General features: G+C 40.0%; 13 protein-coding genes. 7 read left to right on the plus strand and 6 right to left on the minus strand.

Annotation, left to right across the window (positions count from 1 at the left end; translation table 11 throughout):
• Positions 1 to 77: 77 nt before the first annotated feature.
• The 4 genes from ACYVM0_RS17005 to ACYVM0_RS17020 all read left to right on the plus strand — a co-directional run bounded on the left by ACYVM0_RS17005 (position 78) and on the right by ACYVM0_RS17020 (position 3140).
• On the plus strand, positions 78 to 317 hold the full coding sequence (locus tag ACYVM0_RS17005) for a hypothetical protein (RefSeq protein WP_460558861.1): 240 nt from the start codon (positions 78 to 80) through the stop codon (positions 315 to 317).
• 58 nt (positions 318 to 375) lie between these two features.
• Positions 376 to 1032 (plus strand): endonuclease III domain-containing protein, encoded by a 657-nt coding sequence (gene nth, locus ACYVM0_RS17010; RefSeq protein ID WP_460558863.1) that lies wholly within the window; start codon positions 376 to 378, stop codon positions 1030 to 1032.
• A gap of 57 nt (positions 1033 to 1089) precedes the next feature.
• A complete protein-coding gene (locus ACYVM0_RS17015) occupies positions 1090 to 2004 on the plus strand; it encodes a DUF6089 family protein (RefSeq protein ID WP_460558865.1) in 915 nt (304 codons plus the stop codon).
• Positions 2005 to 2198: 194 nt separating this feature from the next.
• Positions 2199 to 3140: a hypothetical protein gene (locus ACYVM0_RS17020; protein WP_460558867.1), complete on the plus strand. Its 942-nt coding sequence runs from the start codon at positions 2199 to 2201 to the stop codon at positions 3138 to 3140.
• A 72-nt stretch (positions 3141 to 3212) separates the two neighbouring features.
• On the opposite strand, the gene ACYVM0_RS17025 is transcribed toward ACYVM0_RS17020, so the two are convergent.
• The 5 genes from ACYVM0_RS17025 to ACYVM0_RS17045 form a co-directional block, all read right to left on the minus strand.
• Positions 3213 to 4961, minus strand: a complete 1749-nt coding sequence (locus tag ACYVM0_RS17025; protein WP_460558869.1) for a T9SS type B sorting domain-containing protein — start codon at positions 4959 to 4961, stop codon at positions 3213 to 3215.
• 44 nt (positions 4962 to 5005) lie between these two features.
• On the minus strand, positions 5006 to 6583 hold the full coding sequence (locus tag ACYVM0_RS17030; protein ID WP_460558871.1) for a DUF1501 domain-containing protein: 1578 nt from the start codon (positions 6581 to 6583) through the stop codon (positions 5006 to 5008).
• Between the two features lie 18 nt (positions 6584 to 6601).
• Positions 6602 to 8284, minus strand: a complete 1683-nt coding sequence (locus ACYVM0_RS17035; RefSeq protein WP_460558873.1) for a DUF1800 domain-containing protein — start codon at positions 8282 to 8284, stop codon at positions 6602 to 6604.
• A 182-nt stretch (positions 8285 to 8466) separates the two neighbouring features.
• Positions 8467 to 8964 carry a hypothetical protein gene (locus ACYVM0_RS17040; RefSeq protein WP_460558875.1) on the minus strand — a complete coding sequence of 166 codons (498 nt, stop codon included), beginning with the start codon at positions 8962 to 8964 and terminating at the stop codon, positions 8467 to 8469.
• A 213-nt stretch (positions 8965 to 9177) separates the two neighbouring features.
• Positions 9178 to 11022, minus strand: coding sequence for a 2-oxoacid:acceptor oxidoreductase subunit alpha (locus ACYVM0_RS17045; RefSeq protein WP_460558877.1), 1845 nt, complete (start codon positions 11020 to 11022; stop codon positions 9178 to 9180).
• A gap of 128 nt (positions 11023 to 11150) precedes the next feature.
• On the opposite strand from ACYVM0_RS17045, the gene ACYVM0_RS17050 reads away from it, so the two are divergent.
• Positions 11151 to 12278 (plus strand): formimidoylglutamase, encoded by a 1128-nt coding sequence (locus ACYVM0_RS17050; RefSeq protein WP_460558879.1) that lies wholly within the window; start codon positions 11151 to 11153, stop codon positions 12276 to 12278.
• A gap of 121 nt (positions 12279 to 12399) precedes the next feature.
• Here ACYVM0_RS17050 and ACYVM0_RS17055 read toward each other — a convergent pair whose 3' ends face one another.
• Entirely contained in the window at positions 12400 to 13386 is a 987-nt protein-coding gene (locus ACYVM0_RS17055; RefSeq protein ID WP_460558881.1) for a potassium channel family protein, read from the minus strand.
• A gap of 119 nt (positions 13387 to 13505) precedes the next feature.
• On the opposite strand from ACYVM0_RS17055, the gene ACYVM0_RS17060 reads away from it, so the two are divergent.
• Together ACYVM0_RS17060 and ACYVM0_RS17065 are read left to right on the plus strand one after the other, a co-directional pair.
• Positions 13506 to 14816 (plus strand): D-alanyl-D-alanine carboxypeptidase, encoded by a 1311-nt coding sequence (locus ACYVM0_RS17060; RefSeq protein WP_460558883.1) that lies wholly within the window; start codon positions 13506 to 13508, stop codon positions 14814 to 14816.
• Positions 14817 to 14911: 95 nt separating this feature from the next.
• Positions 14912 to 17137 (plus strand): PKD domain-containing protein, encoded by a 2226-nt coding sequence (locus ACYVM0_RS17065; protein WP_460558885.1) that lies wholly within the window; start codon positions 14912 to 14914, stop codon positions 17135 to 17137.
• The last annotated feature ends 112 nt before the right edge of the window (positions 17138 to 17249 follow it).

Here is a 17249-nt window from a genome sequence, read left to right on the forward strand (position 1 = left end):
TACAATATCGCCGTAAAAATACCGTTTATGTAAACGGATAATGGATATTTAATTTTTTAACACAAGCCACATTTGCTATGCACAATTTTACCCCGGAAGATCTATTACAGTATTTGTACAAGGAAACTTCCCCAGCGCAAACAGCCGAAATAAAGGCTGCTTTGGAAAATGACTGGAGTCTTCGTGAAAAATTTGAAGAGATCACTGCTGCTCAAAGCCAGCTGGAAACTTTAAAGATGTCACCTAGCCAACAAACGATCGACAATATTTTGAATTATGCCGAAAAAGCTGTCAGCGAACTTTCTGCATCAGTTTAAGATCGTCCCGTTTTTAACGTAATTTAGTTCCCCCGACAGATGTAGGGGGATTTTTTTTATGACCAGGAAGGAACGTTACCAGTTTGTAATTGACTATTTTTTAGCGCATGCGCCCAATGCAGAAACGGAATTATTATTTGATAGTCCTTTTCAATTGTTAGTGGCCGTAATTTTATCTGCACAGTGTACAGATAAAAGAGTTAATCTTACCACACCTTTTATTTTTGAAAAATACCCTACTGCGGAAGCTTTAAGCAAGGCCAGTTTTGAAGAATTATTCCCATTTATCAAAAGCATCTCTTACCCCAATAATAAAACCAGGCACCTTATTGGCATGGCCAATATGCTATTGGAAAAATTTAATGGCGAAGTGCCCATGACGGTGGACGAGCTGGTACAGTTACCCGGTGTGGGAAGAAAGACAGCCAATGTAATTACTTCGGTAATAGATCAGCAACCCAATATGGCAGTGGATACGCATGTATTCAGGGTGAGTGCAAGAATCGGGCTTACCACCAATGCCAAAACTCCGTTGGCAGCCGAAAAACAATTAATTGAAAATTTTCCGGCGGAATATGTGTACAAAGCGCATCATTGGTTAATATTACATGGCAGGTATGTTTGTACCGCCAGGAACCCCAAATGCAGCGAATGTGGTTTAAAAACTGCCTGTAAATTTGTCCGCATTAAAAAAAAATCAGATATTCAATTGTGAAATTCCAGGTATCCTCTTAAAATAACCCCATTTTTCACAAACAGGAAACCTTATTTCATGAAAAGAATTACCCCATTTTTGGGCATTGCCATTGTATTGGTATGCTCGTGTACACCTGTATTGGCACAACGACCTGATTTTTCTGAAGATCCTTATTATTACAGCAAATTCACTCTTGAAGTGGGGGCATCCCTTGGCGTAATGAATTGCCTTACCGATTTAGGTGGCGGCAAAGGAGCAGGTAAAAATTTTATTAAAGACGTGAATGTTGGCTACAGTCAACCCCAGGGGAGCATATTCACAAGTGTGGTGTACCGCAATGCCGTGGCACTAAGAACAGAAGCGGTATGGGGCATTGTAAAAGCAAGTGATGCGGTGCTTAAAAATGTAAAGGAATCTACTTCCGGCAGGTACGACCGTAACCTGAATTTCAGAAGTACCATTTTTGAAATGTCGCTGGTAGCAGAAATTCATCCCCGATTTTTTAAATTGTATTCGCAAAATGAAAAATTGCCCCGGTTATCACCCTACCTGTTGGGGGGCATTGGTTATTTTGTATTTAACCCCAGGGCTAAGTACGACAGTGCCTGGGTAGACCTGAGGCCATTGAGTACCGAAGGCCAGGGTTTTGCAGAATACCCGGACAGGAAGATCTATAAATTAAAGCAAATTAATTTTCCTGTGGGTGCCGGTATAAAGTATAAAATTGCAAATGGTGTTAATTTTAGTGCCGAGTTTGTTTACCGCATTTTAATGACCGATTATTTAGATGATGTGAGTACCACTTATATCGACAAAAGCTTATTTGCGAAATATTTAGATGGCGAAAAGCTGGCACAGGCACTAAAATTATATAACCGGCAAAATGAAATCAATCCGGCGCATGCTACCAATATCGGCGACATCCGGGGCAATCCTAAAAAGAATGATGCCTATTTCTCAATGAATTTTAAAATCGGCTTTATTTTCTAAACAGCTTTGCAACAGCGGTAAAATAGCTATACCAAGCAGCGTATACTTAATATTAAGTATCCTGAAATTTGTAAACAATTATCCGCTACCTGAATTTTTATTGCGGAATAATCGCTTTATTTGTATCTTAATCTATATCCCTTTGAAGTATCTCCCCCAACCGCCAAAATTAATATTAATACAAAAGGATATTTATGTACATGAAAAGACTGGCTTCAGTTACCGCACTCATTTTATTATTGCTTTGTTCTGCTCAAAAAACTTCGGCTCAATATTATTTTTACGATAATAACTACTACGATAATCCTGTGGTGTACGAAATGGGGGCATCTGTTGGTGTGATGAATTGCCTTACTGACCTGGGTGGTAAAAAGGGAATTGGTAAAAAATTTATTAAAGATCTGAATTTTGGAAATACGCAGTTTGCCGGCGGTCTTTTTTTAAATGCCCTGTATAAAAATGCAGTGGCAATAAGGCTGGAAGGTACTTTTGGACAGGTAAAAGCATACGATAGCATTTTAAAATCGGTAAAGACCTCTACCAACGGCCGGTACGAACGTAACCTGAGCTTCAGGAGTAATATCACTGAGTTCTCAGTACTGGCAGAAATTCATCCTTTATTCATTTTTAAAAAGTATGATGAAAACAGCACGGTGCCAAGATGTTCTCCTTATTTGGCAGCAGGTATTGGTTTTTATTCCTTTAACCCACAGGCTAAATTATTAAACCGCTGGGTTGACCTTCAGCCGCTAAGCACGGAAGGGCAAGGCTTTGCTGAATACCCTAACAGAAAACCTTACTCCTTACACCAGGTAAATATTCCCGTTGGTGTTGGCGCTAAATACGAACTGTCTCCTATGATAAATTTAAGAGCAGAAATTTTGTACCGCATTTTAAGTACTGATTATTTAGATGATGTAAGTACCAGTTACGTTGACCCGAATTTATTTGCCAATTATTTTACCGGCACCAAATTAACCAACGCTTTATTGCTGAACGACCGCCAGTACGAATTGGACCCCACACATATTACCGGCGACGGAGACCAGAGAGGTAATTCAAAAAACAATGATGCCTATTTTACTTTTAACCTTAAAGTAAGTTTGGTATTGGGCAGAGAGAAGAGATCGCATTAAGAAGAAGATAATTTTAATAAAAAAAGTCCTGGAAATTTCCCGGACTTTTTTTATTACTTGAAAAGTAATATGTTATCTCAGCAACAATACCGTTCCCTGTTTCTGAATCACTTGTTTGTTGCTTGTTTTGGTATAAGTTACCATCCACACATAAGCACCCATATTTAGTAAAGTGCCTTTTAGTGTACCATCCCAACCTTCCAGTGGATCTTTGCTGATATAAATTTTTTCGCCATAGCGGTTAAGAATGGTCATGGTGTAATCCTGCATATCGCAGGCATGTAGCGGACGGAAATTATCGTTCACTCCGTCACTATTAGGTGTAAACGCATTTGGTAATAATAAAGCGCAGGGGCAGGCTTCAAAAACAATATTCATTGATGCTGTATCTCTGCCACAACCATTTTGTGCTGTTATACGGTACAGGCCGGTGGTGGTTGCGGTAAACAGTCCTCCCACCGATCCATCCTGCCATTTATAATCCGGCGCATTGGCCTTCGGTTGAATAATAAATGTTTCGCCACGGCATAAGGTGGTATCTTTTGGTAACCCCAGTTGCAGGGTATCATTAAACACCACGTATAAACTGTCTTTAAATACACAGTGGCCAACCGTTGCCGTTACTGCATAAAAGCCGGGTTTATACACAAAGTAAGTAGATTGATTGGTATTATTCTGATCATCTCTTTGTGCAGGTATAGATTCCCATTTATAAATACCGGTACCAAAATCAGCATCCAGCACCAGTGTATTTCCCTGGCAAAGTGCGGTATCGTTAAAATTCAATTGCTTGTTGCCACGATAGCGTACGATCATTGTATCTACCACTTCGCATTGTTTGCCAATAGTAACAAAAGCCCAGTAACGGCCCTGGCTGTTTATGGTAATGGTGGAATCCATGTCGATATTATACAATACCGCATCATTTACATTTAAACCTTTGCTGCTCCAGGCATAACCTGTAGCACCGGTAACATGGGCCGTTAAATTGAAGATTTCCTTGGGGCATAGTAATGTATCAGGCCCCAGCTTAAAAGCAGGTGCTGCGTAATTACTAAAACTTATATTAACGGTATCACTGTATGCACCGCATCCTGCCACATCAACATTTACAATGTATTGCCCACCAGGTGCAATAACAGGAATTTGCGATTGGGTATAACTCAATACTGTTCCATTTAAGCGCCATTGGTAGGTTGCATTTTCACTTGATGCATCTAATGTCAGTTGCTCGCCCTGGCACAGTATATGATCCCTTCCCAAATCAAGATCGGGTTCTCTGGTGAAAAAGACACCAATAGTATCTGTTACTTCACAACCATTTATTTTTACCGTATAAGTACCCGATTTTTTTACTGCCAGTACCGGGCCTATTGTAGCAGTATCATCATTCCACTCGTATAAGGCATTGGGTATAATGGGTGCGTTGAGTATGTAGGTTCCCGTATCGCCGCATAAAAAAACATCGGGACCAAAATTATAGGTAACAGGCAATACAAAATTAATAGTATCAGTAAGATCAATGGTTCCTGCGCCGCCATCTACCACATGCAGCGTAACAATATAGGTACCCGGTGTATTGTAAATGTGCGAAGGCTGTTGTATATCTTTTGCCGTATTCAATAACCCACTTGCCGTATCTCCAAAATTCCAGAGAATGGTGGACGGAAATTGCGCCGTTTCAAAAGCCGTGGAATTAAATGTTACAGCACTGCCTGCACAACTACTGCTATGCTGAATAGCATAAACCATTTGTGCTGCACTTCTTTCAGTTATAAAAAATGAAGAGCAAAAGAATATGATGCAAAGAAAACGCTTCATGGGTTTATTTTAAGTACAGTTGTAAAGGCTTTGAGTTCAATAATTTATCCTTTTACTTTTAACATTGGCCGCACCTGCTGCAGCGCACCGTTTTGCAATCTTGCATAGTACACACCTGTTGGTAGTAACGGTGCATTAAAAGTTACAGTATAAGTACCTGCGGTTGCATATTCCTGGTCAATCAATGTGGCAATTCTTTTACCTGCGGTATCAAATATCTGTACCAGGGTATGGCCACCCGTTGTTTTAAAAGTAATTTTGGTGGAATTACCAAATGGATTGGGGTAATTGATAATCAGGTTATCGCCCAGGTTATTCAACTCCTGCATATCCATATTACAGGCCGTAGATTTTATCACCGGCAGGTATTGATAATTTTTCAGCAATACACTATCCACATCCTGTGGCGGCAAACAAAACCAATCTCTTAAAATAGTAGAGTATACCGAACGGAAATCATATTGCATCGGTACGTTATCTACAGCCTGGCCTGTTACCGGCATAGAAGGATTTTTACCGAGTATCCCCTGCTTTACGCTATCGCCAAATAAAAATACCGGTTGTGCGGCACCGTGATCTGTACCTAAACTACCATTACTTTGCATACGCCTTCCAAATTCAGAAAACGTCATACCCAACACTTTTTGAGAAACGCCTAAAAATTTAAGGTCTTTTGTAAATGCTGTAATGGCTTCTGAAACCTGCTTTAATAAGCCAGCATGATTTCCGGTAAGCGGATTGCCACCGTTTACCTGGCCTGCATGCGTATCAAAACCACCCATGCCTACCATGTAAATTTTTGTTTTCAACCCGCCCGCTACCAATTTTGCCACTGCTTTTAATTGTGCTGCCAGGTAATTATCCGCAGGATATGCTGATTGCTGTGTTACTTTGTCTGCTGCTTTTTTAATTACCTCTGCATATTTATTGGTTTGCTTTGCAATAGTGCGCAGGTAGGTTAACTCCACGCCACTTGGTGTATTGGGTGTTGGGTCCTGTATAGCATCAATTAAATTATAAAAATTAAGGCTCTCATCAATAGCTAATGCATCAAATCCTGTAGGGCTTAAGAATACCGGAGACAATACGGAACCGATCTGTAATGCCAGCGGATCGGGCATGGTGTCATTTGGAAAACCTACGGGATAATTAGGATACTGATGATTGAGGTATCTGCCTGCCCATCCGGTAGATAAATATTGTTCCGCATCAGCACCTGTTAACCAGATATCCATTGAACGAAAATGCGAACCGTTTGCAGATGGATAACCCACCGCCTGGATAGCGCACAATTTTTCTTCGTTATACATTTGCTGCATACCGGTTAATGACGGATGCAATCCTGATTTAAGATTATTATTTAATGCCAGCACTTTATTTTCAGGTATAGCAATGTTGGGGCGGATGCGATTATAATCACTATAAAATTCTAAAGGGATAATGGTATTCAATCCGTCATTACCTCCGGCTAATTGAATCAGCACGAGTACATGATCATTATCGGCACCACTAAGTGATTGTAAAAATGCAGAGTTGCCAAATGCTTTTACCGATAAGCTACCTAACAGAGATGGCAATACTGCACCTTGTATACTTCGTTTTAAAAAGGATCTTCTTTGCATAGAATGGAATTGGATGGTTTAACACAAATGATATTCCGGCAGGTTCATAATATATTTATAGAATGATCTTAACCGGCTTAGTACAATTGCTTTTGTACCCGGGTTACTGGTATCTACTTTATAGGCATCCCAGGCATTGGTCCAGTAATAATCCTGCAGCTGGCCACTTAGTAAAATAGATCGCTTGATAAATTCTTTTGCACTTTCGGATAATGGATAACGCAATAAAATTTCCAGCGATTGATTGATCAGCAAATTAGGATCACCGGGATTGTTCAACTGATCTGCAAATGCGATCGGGTCAATCACTATGGTTTGATTATTGTTCATGATACCATCTGCAATCATCCTGTCGGTAAAAATATTACGGCGGGTATAGGTAGAAGAGTTTACCCATAATTCGTGAAAAGCCGGTTCCTGGTAATAAGCATACCAGCCTGCTACTTCAGGTATGGCACCCAGCTCCTGCTGCATTTCGCTGGCCTCATTTTGTATACTTTGCCATACGGCATAAGTAGCTTCGTTATTAGCGGCATCTGGCATTACCACATTGTATTCATTACACAGGTCAATTACAAAATCCAGCGGACTTTTAATTACGCAGGCTGAAGAATATACCAGGTCGTAAAAATGTTTACTCTTAAACAGCGTAGACAATACCGGTTGAATAGCATAATTATTATTCCTGAAAATTTGTGCCAGTGGTGTTATCACTGTTTGCTCGATGCTGCTGTCAATTTTATAATAAATAAAAAAGCGATAAATTTTTCTGCAGATATGTTTGGATAATTCTTCCTGCGAAAAGATCATATCCAGTAATGCATCTACTTCAGCAGCACCGTTAACACCACTATACCCGGTAATTATTTTATTACTGTAAAAAGAAGAAAATTCCTTGTTGGTAGCATCATGTTTTCCGGCGTCAAAAAAATACGTAAAAGTGGTCGGGCTTACGGTATGGCCTGTAAGTACCAATGCTGCAGCTTTCACATCATCTTCAGTATATTTTGAATTGGGGCCTTTACCAACGGTGTATAACTCCTGCAGTTCTCTTGCATAGTTTTCGTTGGGGGAGCCTTTTACATTACTATCGCCATTTAAAAAATATAACATGGCAGGATCCAATGTAATGGCCTTAGCCATTGTTTTAAAATTACCTAATGCATGCTGCCGCAGGGTTAAATAATGATCGTACCAGAACCTGGCTTTTATTTTATCGCCTGAGTTATTAATGTTGGTAGCAAAATGATTATGCCAGAACACGGTTAATTTTTCGTGAATAGAACGGGAAGGTTGTACCGCCTGGCCCAGCCACCATGTTTTTAAAGAATCAATGCGGTGTTTATTTAATTCTGTATCGGCAAGGCTGATACCTGTGTTGATCCATGTTTGCCATAAAGCAACACCGGTGGGATCGGTATAACCATTAACATTGTAATTATTAAGCGGCACAGAAGACGGAGCTGCAGTTGGTTGTAATAATTCATCAACTGCCTGTGATAAAGTTCTTGTTTTAAAATACTGAATATCCTTTTGCTTTGCACCAAATAAGGTTCGCTTTAACAGGTGTACGATCTGGGGCGTATCCCAGGTGCCGGAATATTCCTGCAAGCCTTCAGTTAAAGGGCCCTGCATTTTTTTTGCAGCAGGATGCAATTGTTGTTTTGCAACAGGAGTTTTAGTCAGCAGCGTTTCATTCATAAACGGATAGTGGTTTAACAGCTATAAAAAATATCAAACAGGGTTAATACAATCTTATAAAAAGGCTTTGCTATAAATCATCCAGGGAATCAAAATCCAGGAAACGTGTTTTGCATTGCGCTGAATTGGTAAGGGCAGTTCTGTGTTATTACTCTTTAACAAATAATTTGCCAAAGATTTTTTTATTCTAAAAAACTGGTAGAAAATTTTCCTTCCGCTAATAATAAGGTTTTTGTTTTGGTAGAATTACTAACCTTAATCGTAAAATTACCTTCCGCAATACCTTGTTTTATTTTTTGCAATTTTGTAAGTGTTACTTTATTGGAAGTATCACTTACATTATTAGCATAAGTAACACCCAATGAATCGGTATAGCTGGCAAATATTTCATTACCCTTGTATGTTCTTACACTATCACCTGTAACCCTGATTATTAAATTGTTTTTACGTACAATGCTATCAGGTAATTTTCCTTCAATAGCGGTAGTAAATAAAGTGCCTACATTTTCTTTTCTTGCTGTTGTTACTGAAAGCATTACAGGTATTGTGTCTTGCTTAAAACTGATATAGGATGATTTAATTTCCGGTTCCGGCAGCGGCACCAATGTATCCTGTTTGGTACAGGAGATAAAAAAAATAAGGGCTGATAAAAAAATGCATTGCAGCGAAGTATTTTTCATAGTCAGTTGTTGGGATAAAAGGTTTAAGGATTTTGATATAGCAATATCAATGCCATTTTTATTTAATTTAATAATCTGACCACTTAAATAAAATTATATGCCTTATATGCCCAGATGGTAAAATTCACTATATAGGCATATAAGGCATTTTAGGAAATGAAAACGCCTCAATTTAAAATTGAGGCGTTTTACTACATCTTTATGTTGAGATGATTACAATAGTTTTTTTATTGCATCTACCAGTTCGCCTTTTGTAATAGGCACACCCATTATTTTATTATAGCCCTTTGCATCTACAAAATAAACATCACGGATGATTTTTATCAACTGGCCATTATTAATTTCCGGTATTAAAACAGTATCGAAGTTTTTGAGTATATCGCCCAGGTTTTTAGGGAAAGGGCGAACATAACGCAGGTGAGCATGGCTTACTTCCAATCCTTCATCCTGCAATTCTTTGCAGGCACTTTTGATTGAACCGTAGGTACTGCCCCAGCCCAATACCAACACTTTTCCTTTGTCCGGGCCACTGTCTAATTTTTGTTCAGGAATATAATTAGCAATAAGATCCACTTTAGCCTGGCGTGTTTTAACCATGTGCTGGTGGTTGTCGCTGTCATAGCTGATATTACCGGTGCCATCCTGTTTTTCCAAACCACCTACCCTATGTTCAAGGCCCGGTGTACCGGGGATGGCCCAGGGCCTTACTAGTTTTTCATCACGCTGGTAAGGCATAAATTTACTATCGGTGATATCATTAGCTGTTGTAAAATGAACTTTTATTTCCGGCAGGTCATCGCTCTTGGGAAATTTCCATGGCTCTGCGCCATTAGCGATATAGCCATCACTCAGGAACATTACCGGTGTCATGTGCTGTACAGCAATTCTTGCCGCTTCATATACAGCACTAAAACAATCGCTGGGTGTACTTGAAGCAATTACGGGCATAGGGCATTCGCCATTTCTTCCATAATAAGCCTGCATCAGGTCACTCTGTTCTGTTTTGGTAGGCAAGCCGGTTGATGGGCCACCACGCTGAATATTAATGATGAGCAAAGGAATTTCAAGCATCACTGCCAAACCCATTGCTTCTGCTTTTAATGCAATACCTGGTCCGCTGCTTGTAGTTAAACCTAAACTACCGCCATAACTGGCACCAATAGCCGAAGTAATGGCTGCTATCTCATCTTCTGCCTGGAAGGTTTTTACTCCAAAGTTTTTATACCTGCTTAACTCATGCAAAATATCACTTGCAGGTGTGATAGGATAGCTGCCTAAGAATAATGGCAAACCACTTTTTTGTGACGCTGCAATCAGTCCATACGCTACTGCCTGGTTACCCATGATAGAACGGTAAGTACCCGGTTCCATTTTTGCTTTTTCAACAGTATATTTTGTGGTAAAGGTTTCGGTAGTATCGCCATAGTTATAACCAGCCTGCAATGCCTTTACATTACTTTCAAATATTTCCGGTTTTTTACCAAACTTATCTTTAATGAAGCTGATGGTATTCTCCATATCACGGTTGTACATCCAGTACAAAAAGCCCAGTACAAACATATTTTTTGCACGGTCTTTTTCCTTTACGCCCATGGTAATATCCTTCAATGCCTCACGGGTCATTTTAGTTACATCAATCTTTATCACTTCATAGTTACCCAGGCTGTTATCTTCCAAAGGATGTACACCTTCGGGATAATTGGCCAAACGCAAGTTCTTAGCATCAAAGCCATCTACATTGGCAATAATTTTACCGCCGGGTTTTAATCCTTTTAAATTAGCTTTTAATGCAGCGGCATTCATCGCTACCAATACATCACAGGCATCGCCGGGAGTAAATATCCTGTCGCTGCTAAAGCGCAACTGGTATCCGCTCACACCGGGCAGGGTACCTATCGGGGCACGTATCTCGGCAGGAAAATCAGGAAAGGTGGCCAGGTCAATACCCAGCATTGCGGTATTATTGGTAAACTGGTTGCCTGTAAGCTGCATACCATCGCCGCTATCGCCGGCAAATTTTATCACTACATCTTTAAGTACTTCTTCTTTATAGCTCATCGTTTTTTAAAATTGTGGTAGCGAAGTTACCGATTTTAAGCTTTTTAATTGCCTGATATTTATACAATTTTTCCGGCAACGTTCCCACAATTTGAAATTATTAAATTAGGTTTGCCCAAATTTTTTAGATGTACGACCTGCATGACTTTTTAGAGCCCGTTTTACTGAGTGCCATTAATGAAGATAATGGCTATAACGACGGACAATTTGCCAAACATATTGCTTTATATGACACCGAAATACCTGATATTACCGATGCAGATATTGTTTTGGTAGGCGTTACAGAAAGCAGGGGTGCCGGCATTTTCAATAACCTGCATTCGGCACCCGATGCCATCCGCAGGCAATTGTACCAGTTACATTTCTGGCATAAAGACATCAGCATTGCAGATATCGGCAATATTAAAACAGGCGCCACGCTGAATGATAGCTACGCCGCTGTAAAGACTGTACTAACAGAATTACTGCGACAAAATAAAACTGTAGTGATATTAGGTGGCTCACACGATATTACCCTGGCACAATACTTTGCCTATGTTGATTTAAAAAGAGTGGTGGAAGCCACCTGCATTGATGCCAATATCAACCTGCGTGGCGAAAGCCCCGAACGCAGCGAAAACTTTTTAATGGAAATGCTAACCGGCGAACCTAACCTGGTAAAGCATTACAATCATATCGGCTTTCAAAGTTATTTTGTGCATCCCCGTATGCTGGAAACAATGGATAAACTTCGTTTTGATTGTTTTCGTTTAGGAATGGCTAAAGAAGATATGGAAGAGATGGAACCCGTTTTACGTAATACCAATTTATTAAGCTTTGATATTTGTGCCATAAAGTATGGCGATTCGCCGGCTTCTGTACAAAGCCCCAATGGTTTTACCGGCGAAGAGGCTTGTATGCTTACCCGCTATGCAGGCATGAGCACCAACCTGAACAGTTTTGGTATTTATGGTTATCTGCCGCAGCATGATGTGAATGACCTTACCGCCAAACAAATTGCACAAATGCTCTGGTATTTTATTGATGGCAAAAACAGGGCTAAACAGGAAGCTGCTATTGAAGACCGTGGTAATTTTAATGAATACCATTGCCATTTTACCGAAACAGAAACTAATTTTTTACAAAGCAAAAAAACCGGCCGCTGGTGGATGCAGTTGCCTGATAAAAAATATATTGCCAGCAGTTATAAAGATTATATACAGGCCAGCCGCAATGAAATTCCGGAGCGATGGTTGAGGGCGCAGGAGAGAGGGTAGTTAGTTGGTTAATTAGTTTAGGGGTTTAGGGGTTTAGGGGTTTAGAAGTTTAGGGGGTTAGAAGTTTAGGGGTTTAGGGGTTTAGCGAAACCCTGTATTGCCTGGTGTGAGTGATACATCTTCAAACAAACTTTTTTGCATTTTCAATTTGTGCATCGCTGCCCATAACGATCATGCTTTGGCCGGGATTGACCTGGTAGGAAGATGATGGATTGATGGTATAGTGTCCCGCCGCATCTTTTATTCCCAAAATAGTGCAATTGGTTTTTTTCCACAGATCAAGTTCTGCTAAAGATATACTTTGCTGCGTTTTTAATTCTGCCACCCTGAAGTCGCTGTTGTTTTTTGTACTCATGATTGAGATAAGTTCCACCACATCGGGCAACAACACTAAGGTAGCCATATGAGCGCCGCCGATTTTATCGGGCATTATTACATTGCTGGCACCGGCGATCTTTAATTTTTTTATTGATGAATCCTGTGAGGCACGGCTGATGATGGTAACTTTTGGATTGAGTTGCTTAGCGGTGAGCACTACAAACAAATTATCCGCATCTACAGGCAAAGTGATGATGATGGCTTTGGCATTGCTGATGCCTGCCTCCAATAATACTTCATCTTTTGTGGCATCGCCTTTAATAAAATATTTTACTTCAAAAGGGAGGTCAGTCTCCAGGTCAACTTTTTCTTCCAGCACAACAAACGGGATTTTATTATCGTGTAATACCTGTGCACTTTCTTTTCCATTGCGACCAAAGCCGCAGATGATAACATGGTTCTGCAATTTCTGAATACTGTTTTCCATTTTGATCATTTTATATTTTTTCACCAATTCGGCATCAAAAAAATAACGGGATAATAAAGTGATGAAATAAGTAAATAAACCCAGGTTAACCAGGATGAGTATGATGGTGAACACCTGCCCTGCCTCACTTAAAGGCTTTACTTCATTAAAGCCCACCGATGCAATAGTGATCACCGTCATGAATAATGCATCCAGGAAATTGTACTGCTCTATCAGCATATAACCAATAGTGCCGGCCAGTATAAGGCTGTTGAGTAATAGCAGTGGCTGTAGTAGTCCTTTAAAGAGATAGAGTCGTTTCATTAAATGTATTGTAACAACGGCCGAAAATTATAACTTTAAAGCCAGATAAAAAAAGACATTGGTCATGGCTATTGCTGAAATACATTAATTTGCCCAACCGCTAACTGAAATACAATATAATGAGGTTACTGAATTTATTTGCTGCACTTATACTATACTGCGTTTTAAATGGCTGTTCTGTATCTAAACAAATAGCCAAACAGGCCGATATCATTTTATTAAAAGACTCGTCCGTCAGCACCGGGCATATTGGTATTTGCATTTACGAACCGGCTACCAATAAATACTGGTATAATTATGATGCTACTCATTATTTTATACCGGCCAGTAATACCAAACTGTTTACATTGTATGCAGGGATGAAATATCTGGGGGATAGTTTGGTGGGGTTGAGGTATCAAATTCAAAAGATGGGCTTGGAAACAATTACAGAAATAACACCAACCGGAGACCCCACTTTTTTACTTTCTGAATTCACTAATCAACCTGTGGTGGATTTTTTAAAGCAACAAAAGAAAATTGTTATCAACAGGTTACAATACTTAGCTCCGCTAGGAATGGGTTGGGCATGGGACGATTACCAGGAAACATTTATGGCGCCAAGAAGCACATTTCCAATGTATGGAGATGTAGTTAGAATAAAGTGGAATAATAAAGACAGTTTATCAATAGTTCCAAAATATTTTCACAAAGAAAGTGAAATGACTGATGCTTTTGATAGCGGTTTTAATCTGATTAAAAAATCCGGAAGCAATCATTTGATTTTTACTTCAGGAAATGATAAAAGCAAGAGCACCACTTTTGAATCAGATTTATTTACCGGCATTAAATTATTGGAAGACACTTTACCAAATTTAGATATTGCTTATACAAATGGATATTTAGTTTCCTTTGATAAAAAAGATAAAATCATCCACTCCCAACCCTCCGACTCTCTCTTTAAACCCATGATGCACCGCAGCGATAATTTTTTTGCTGAGCAAACCTTATTAATGGCCAGCAATGAGCACCTGGGTTATATGAATGATGAAGCCATTATTGATACCATTTTAAAGGCCGATTTAAAAGATGTACCACAACGCCCCAAATGGGTAGATGGCAGCGGGCTGAGCCGGTATAATTTATTTACCCCAAAAAGTTTTGTGTACATTTTAAATAAGATGCAACATGAATTTGGCTTAACAAGAATGAAAAGTATTTTAGCTACCGGTGGTGAAGGAACATTAGCAAACTATTTTAAAAAAGACGCCGGCTTTATCTACGCCAAAACGGGTACTTTAAGTAATAACTGTGCTTTAAGTGGTTATCTCATCACCAACAAAGGGAAATTGCTTATTTTTTCTATATTAGCTAATAATTACATAACCAGCGCTACTCCCGTACGCCGGGCGGCAGAGCGGTTTTTAGAAGGTATCCGTGAAAAATATTAAAATTTCCTGCCCCTCAGGCAACACATCCGAAACTGGCAGTATCTAACTTAAACAACACGAAAAACCAAATTACCCTTTAATCAAAAACGTTTGTTATGAAAAAAATTATTACACTATTGCTGGTCGTACTCTCAGCATTTAGTTTTTCATCCCGGGCTCAAACCACCACTTCCTGTAATGCTGATTTCAGCTTTCAGTTTGTAACGGGCAATACCGTAAAATTCACCCCTGTTCTTATTGGTGATTCTATCAATACCATGCATTACTGGCGTTTTGGTGATGGTAATGTGATCAATATTCCATTGCCTACACATACTTATGCCGCTGCAGGCACTTACAGCGTAACACATATCATGTTAAGAACAAATCCTAACGGTGTTATTGTATGTGCCGATTCAGTAATTAAGACGGTGGTTATTCAGCAAACCACTGCCTGTAACCTGCAGGCTTATTTTATATGGCATGCCGATTCCACCAACTGGAATACGATCTATTTTCAAAATCAATCTTTACCCAACGACGCCACTGATTCTATCCGCTGGAATTTTGGTGATGGTACACCGCCTGTTAATGGTTTAGTGGGTAATCTTTCTGCACCCACACATACGTACGCCAATGCAGGCGCATACAATGTTTGTATCCGTGTAAAGAAAAATAATAACACCGGCGGCACACCATGTGTTAGTGAAATATGCAAAACAGTTGTAGTTGCGCCGGTATGTAACCTGATAGCTAATTTTAACTGGACCAGCACTGCTGCCAGTCCGCTGGTAATTGCCTTTCATAATTTAAGTGCGCCATTAGCGGCGGCTGACTCTGTAAGATGGACATTTGGCGATGGCACGGTTTCTTATGATGTTAATCCAACGCACACTTATGCACAAGCAGGTACTTATACCGTTTGCTTAAGGGTGAAGAAAAATAATTTTCCACCAGGCACTACTCCTTGTGTAAGCGAAATCTGCAAAACAGTTGTAATAACTACTGCTTGTAATCTTGCAGCCAATTTCAGTTCTCAACCGGATAGCTTACATCCATTGCGCATTAAGTTTACTAACCTCAGCGTGGTATCCAATGCTTCTGATTCTGTTCGCTGGACCTTTGGTGACGGCACTTCTTTAAGTGGCTTACAAAGTGATCCTAATGTGGCCAACCCAACCCATGATTATGCACAAGCGGGCAATTACAATGTTTGCTTAAGGGTAAAAAGAAACCTCAACACTTCTACCACACCTTGTGTTGGTGAAATATGCAAAACAGTTGCAGTACTTTCCCCCTGCAGTATACCGGTAAGTTTTACCATGCACAGGGATTCCATTAATATCCGTAAGGTATATTTCAACAATACTACTATTGCTCCAACAGCCAGCGCTACTGCAGTATGGCATTTTGGAGATGGCACCACTGCCGCTACCTGGAATGCAGTACATGAGTATGCACAGGCCGGCACTTACAGGGTATGCTTAACTGTTACTTTTGCTCCAAACTGTGTAAAAGAAACCTGCGATACTGTAGTGATTCCAAACCCTGCGCCCAGCTGCATGGAACTTTCCAGGTTTACTTATGAAAAGTTCAGCACTGATGCACAGAAATATAAATTTACTCCCGATCATATTTTTAATGATGTAGTGTATACCTGGACCTTTGGTGATGGTACCGGCAGCCACGACCCGATCGCTATTCATCGTTACGCACAGCCAGGCGTGTACACTGCTTGCTTAACTGCATGGCGTGGGCCCAATTGCGCCAGCACTACCTGCAAAACAATTACGGTATTGCCACAGATCAATTGCGATAGTATTCACGTAACGTATACTTTCCAGAGAGATCCGTTTGTGCCTAACAAATTGTATTTCTATGCCAATGCCAACTTCCCGATACTGGATCAAACCTGGACGATAACAAAATTATCTCCGGCAACAACACCTCCGGTAATATTGCACCAGAACAATCCTATCTACGTATTTAATGATACTGGTTATTACAGGGTTTGCTTAAAAGCCATCACACTGGGTGGTTGTGTAAAAGAATTCTGCAGTGTTATCAGAATTGAGCATGTGGTAAGTAATGTTTGTGAATTACAGGCATTCCCTAATCCTGCCAGCAGCCTGGTAAATATAAATGTAACATTAACACAACCGGGTATGATAGATGCTTACATCTACAATACTTTAAATGTGCAGGTAAGAGAAAAACATCAGCAGGGTGTAACCGGTAATAACCTGGTTAGCTTTACTATCAATGACCTTGCCCCCGGTTTGTATACCATTAAAGTAGTGTATGGCGGCAAAACCTGTTATGCAAGGTTTACCAAACTCTAGCTCTCTGGTTTCATGATAATAGAAAAAGATCCTGCAGCATCGTCGTTGCAGGATCTTTTTTTAAACAACCCGTGGATAACGGCTGGTTAGATACAGGAGGTTAAAAATTTAT

Source organism: Ferruginibacter profundus (assembly GCF_054783275.1).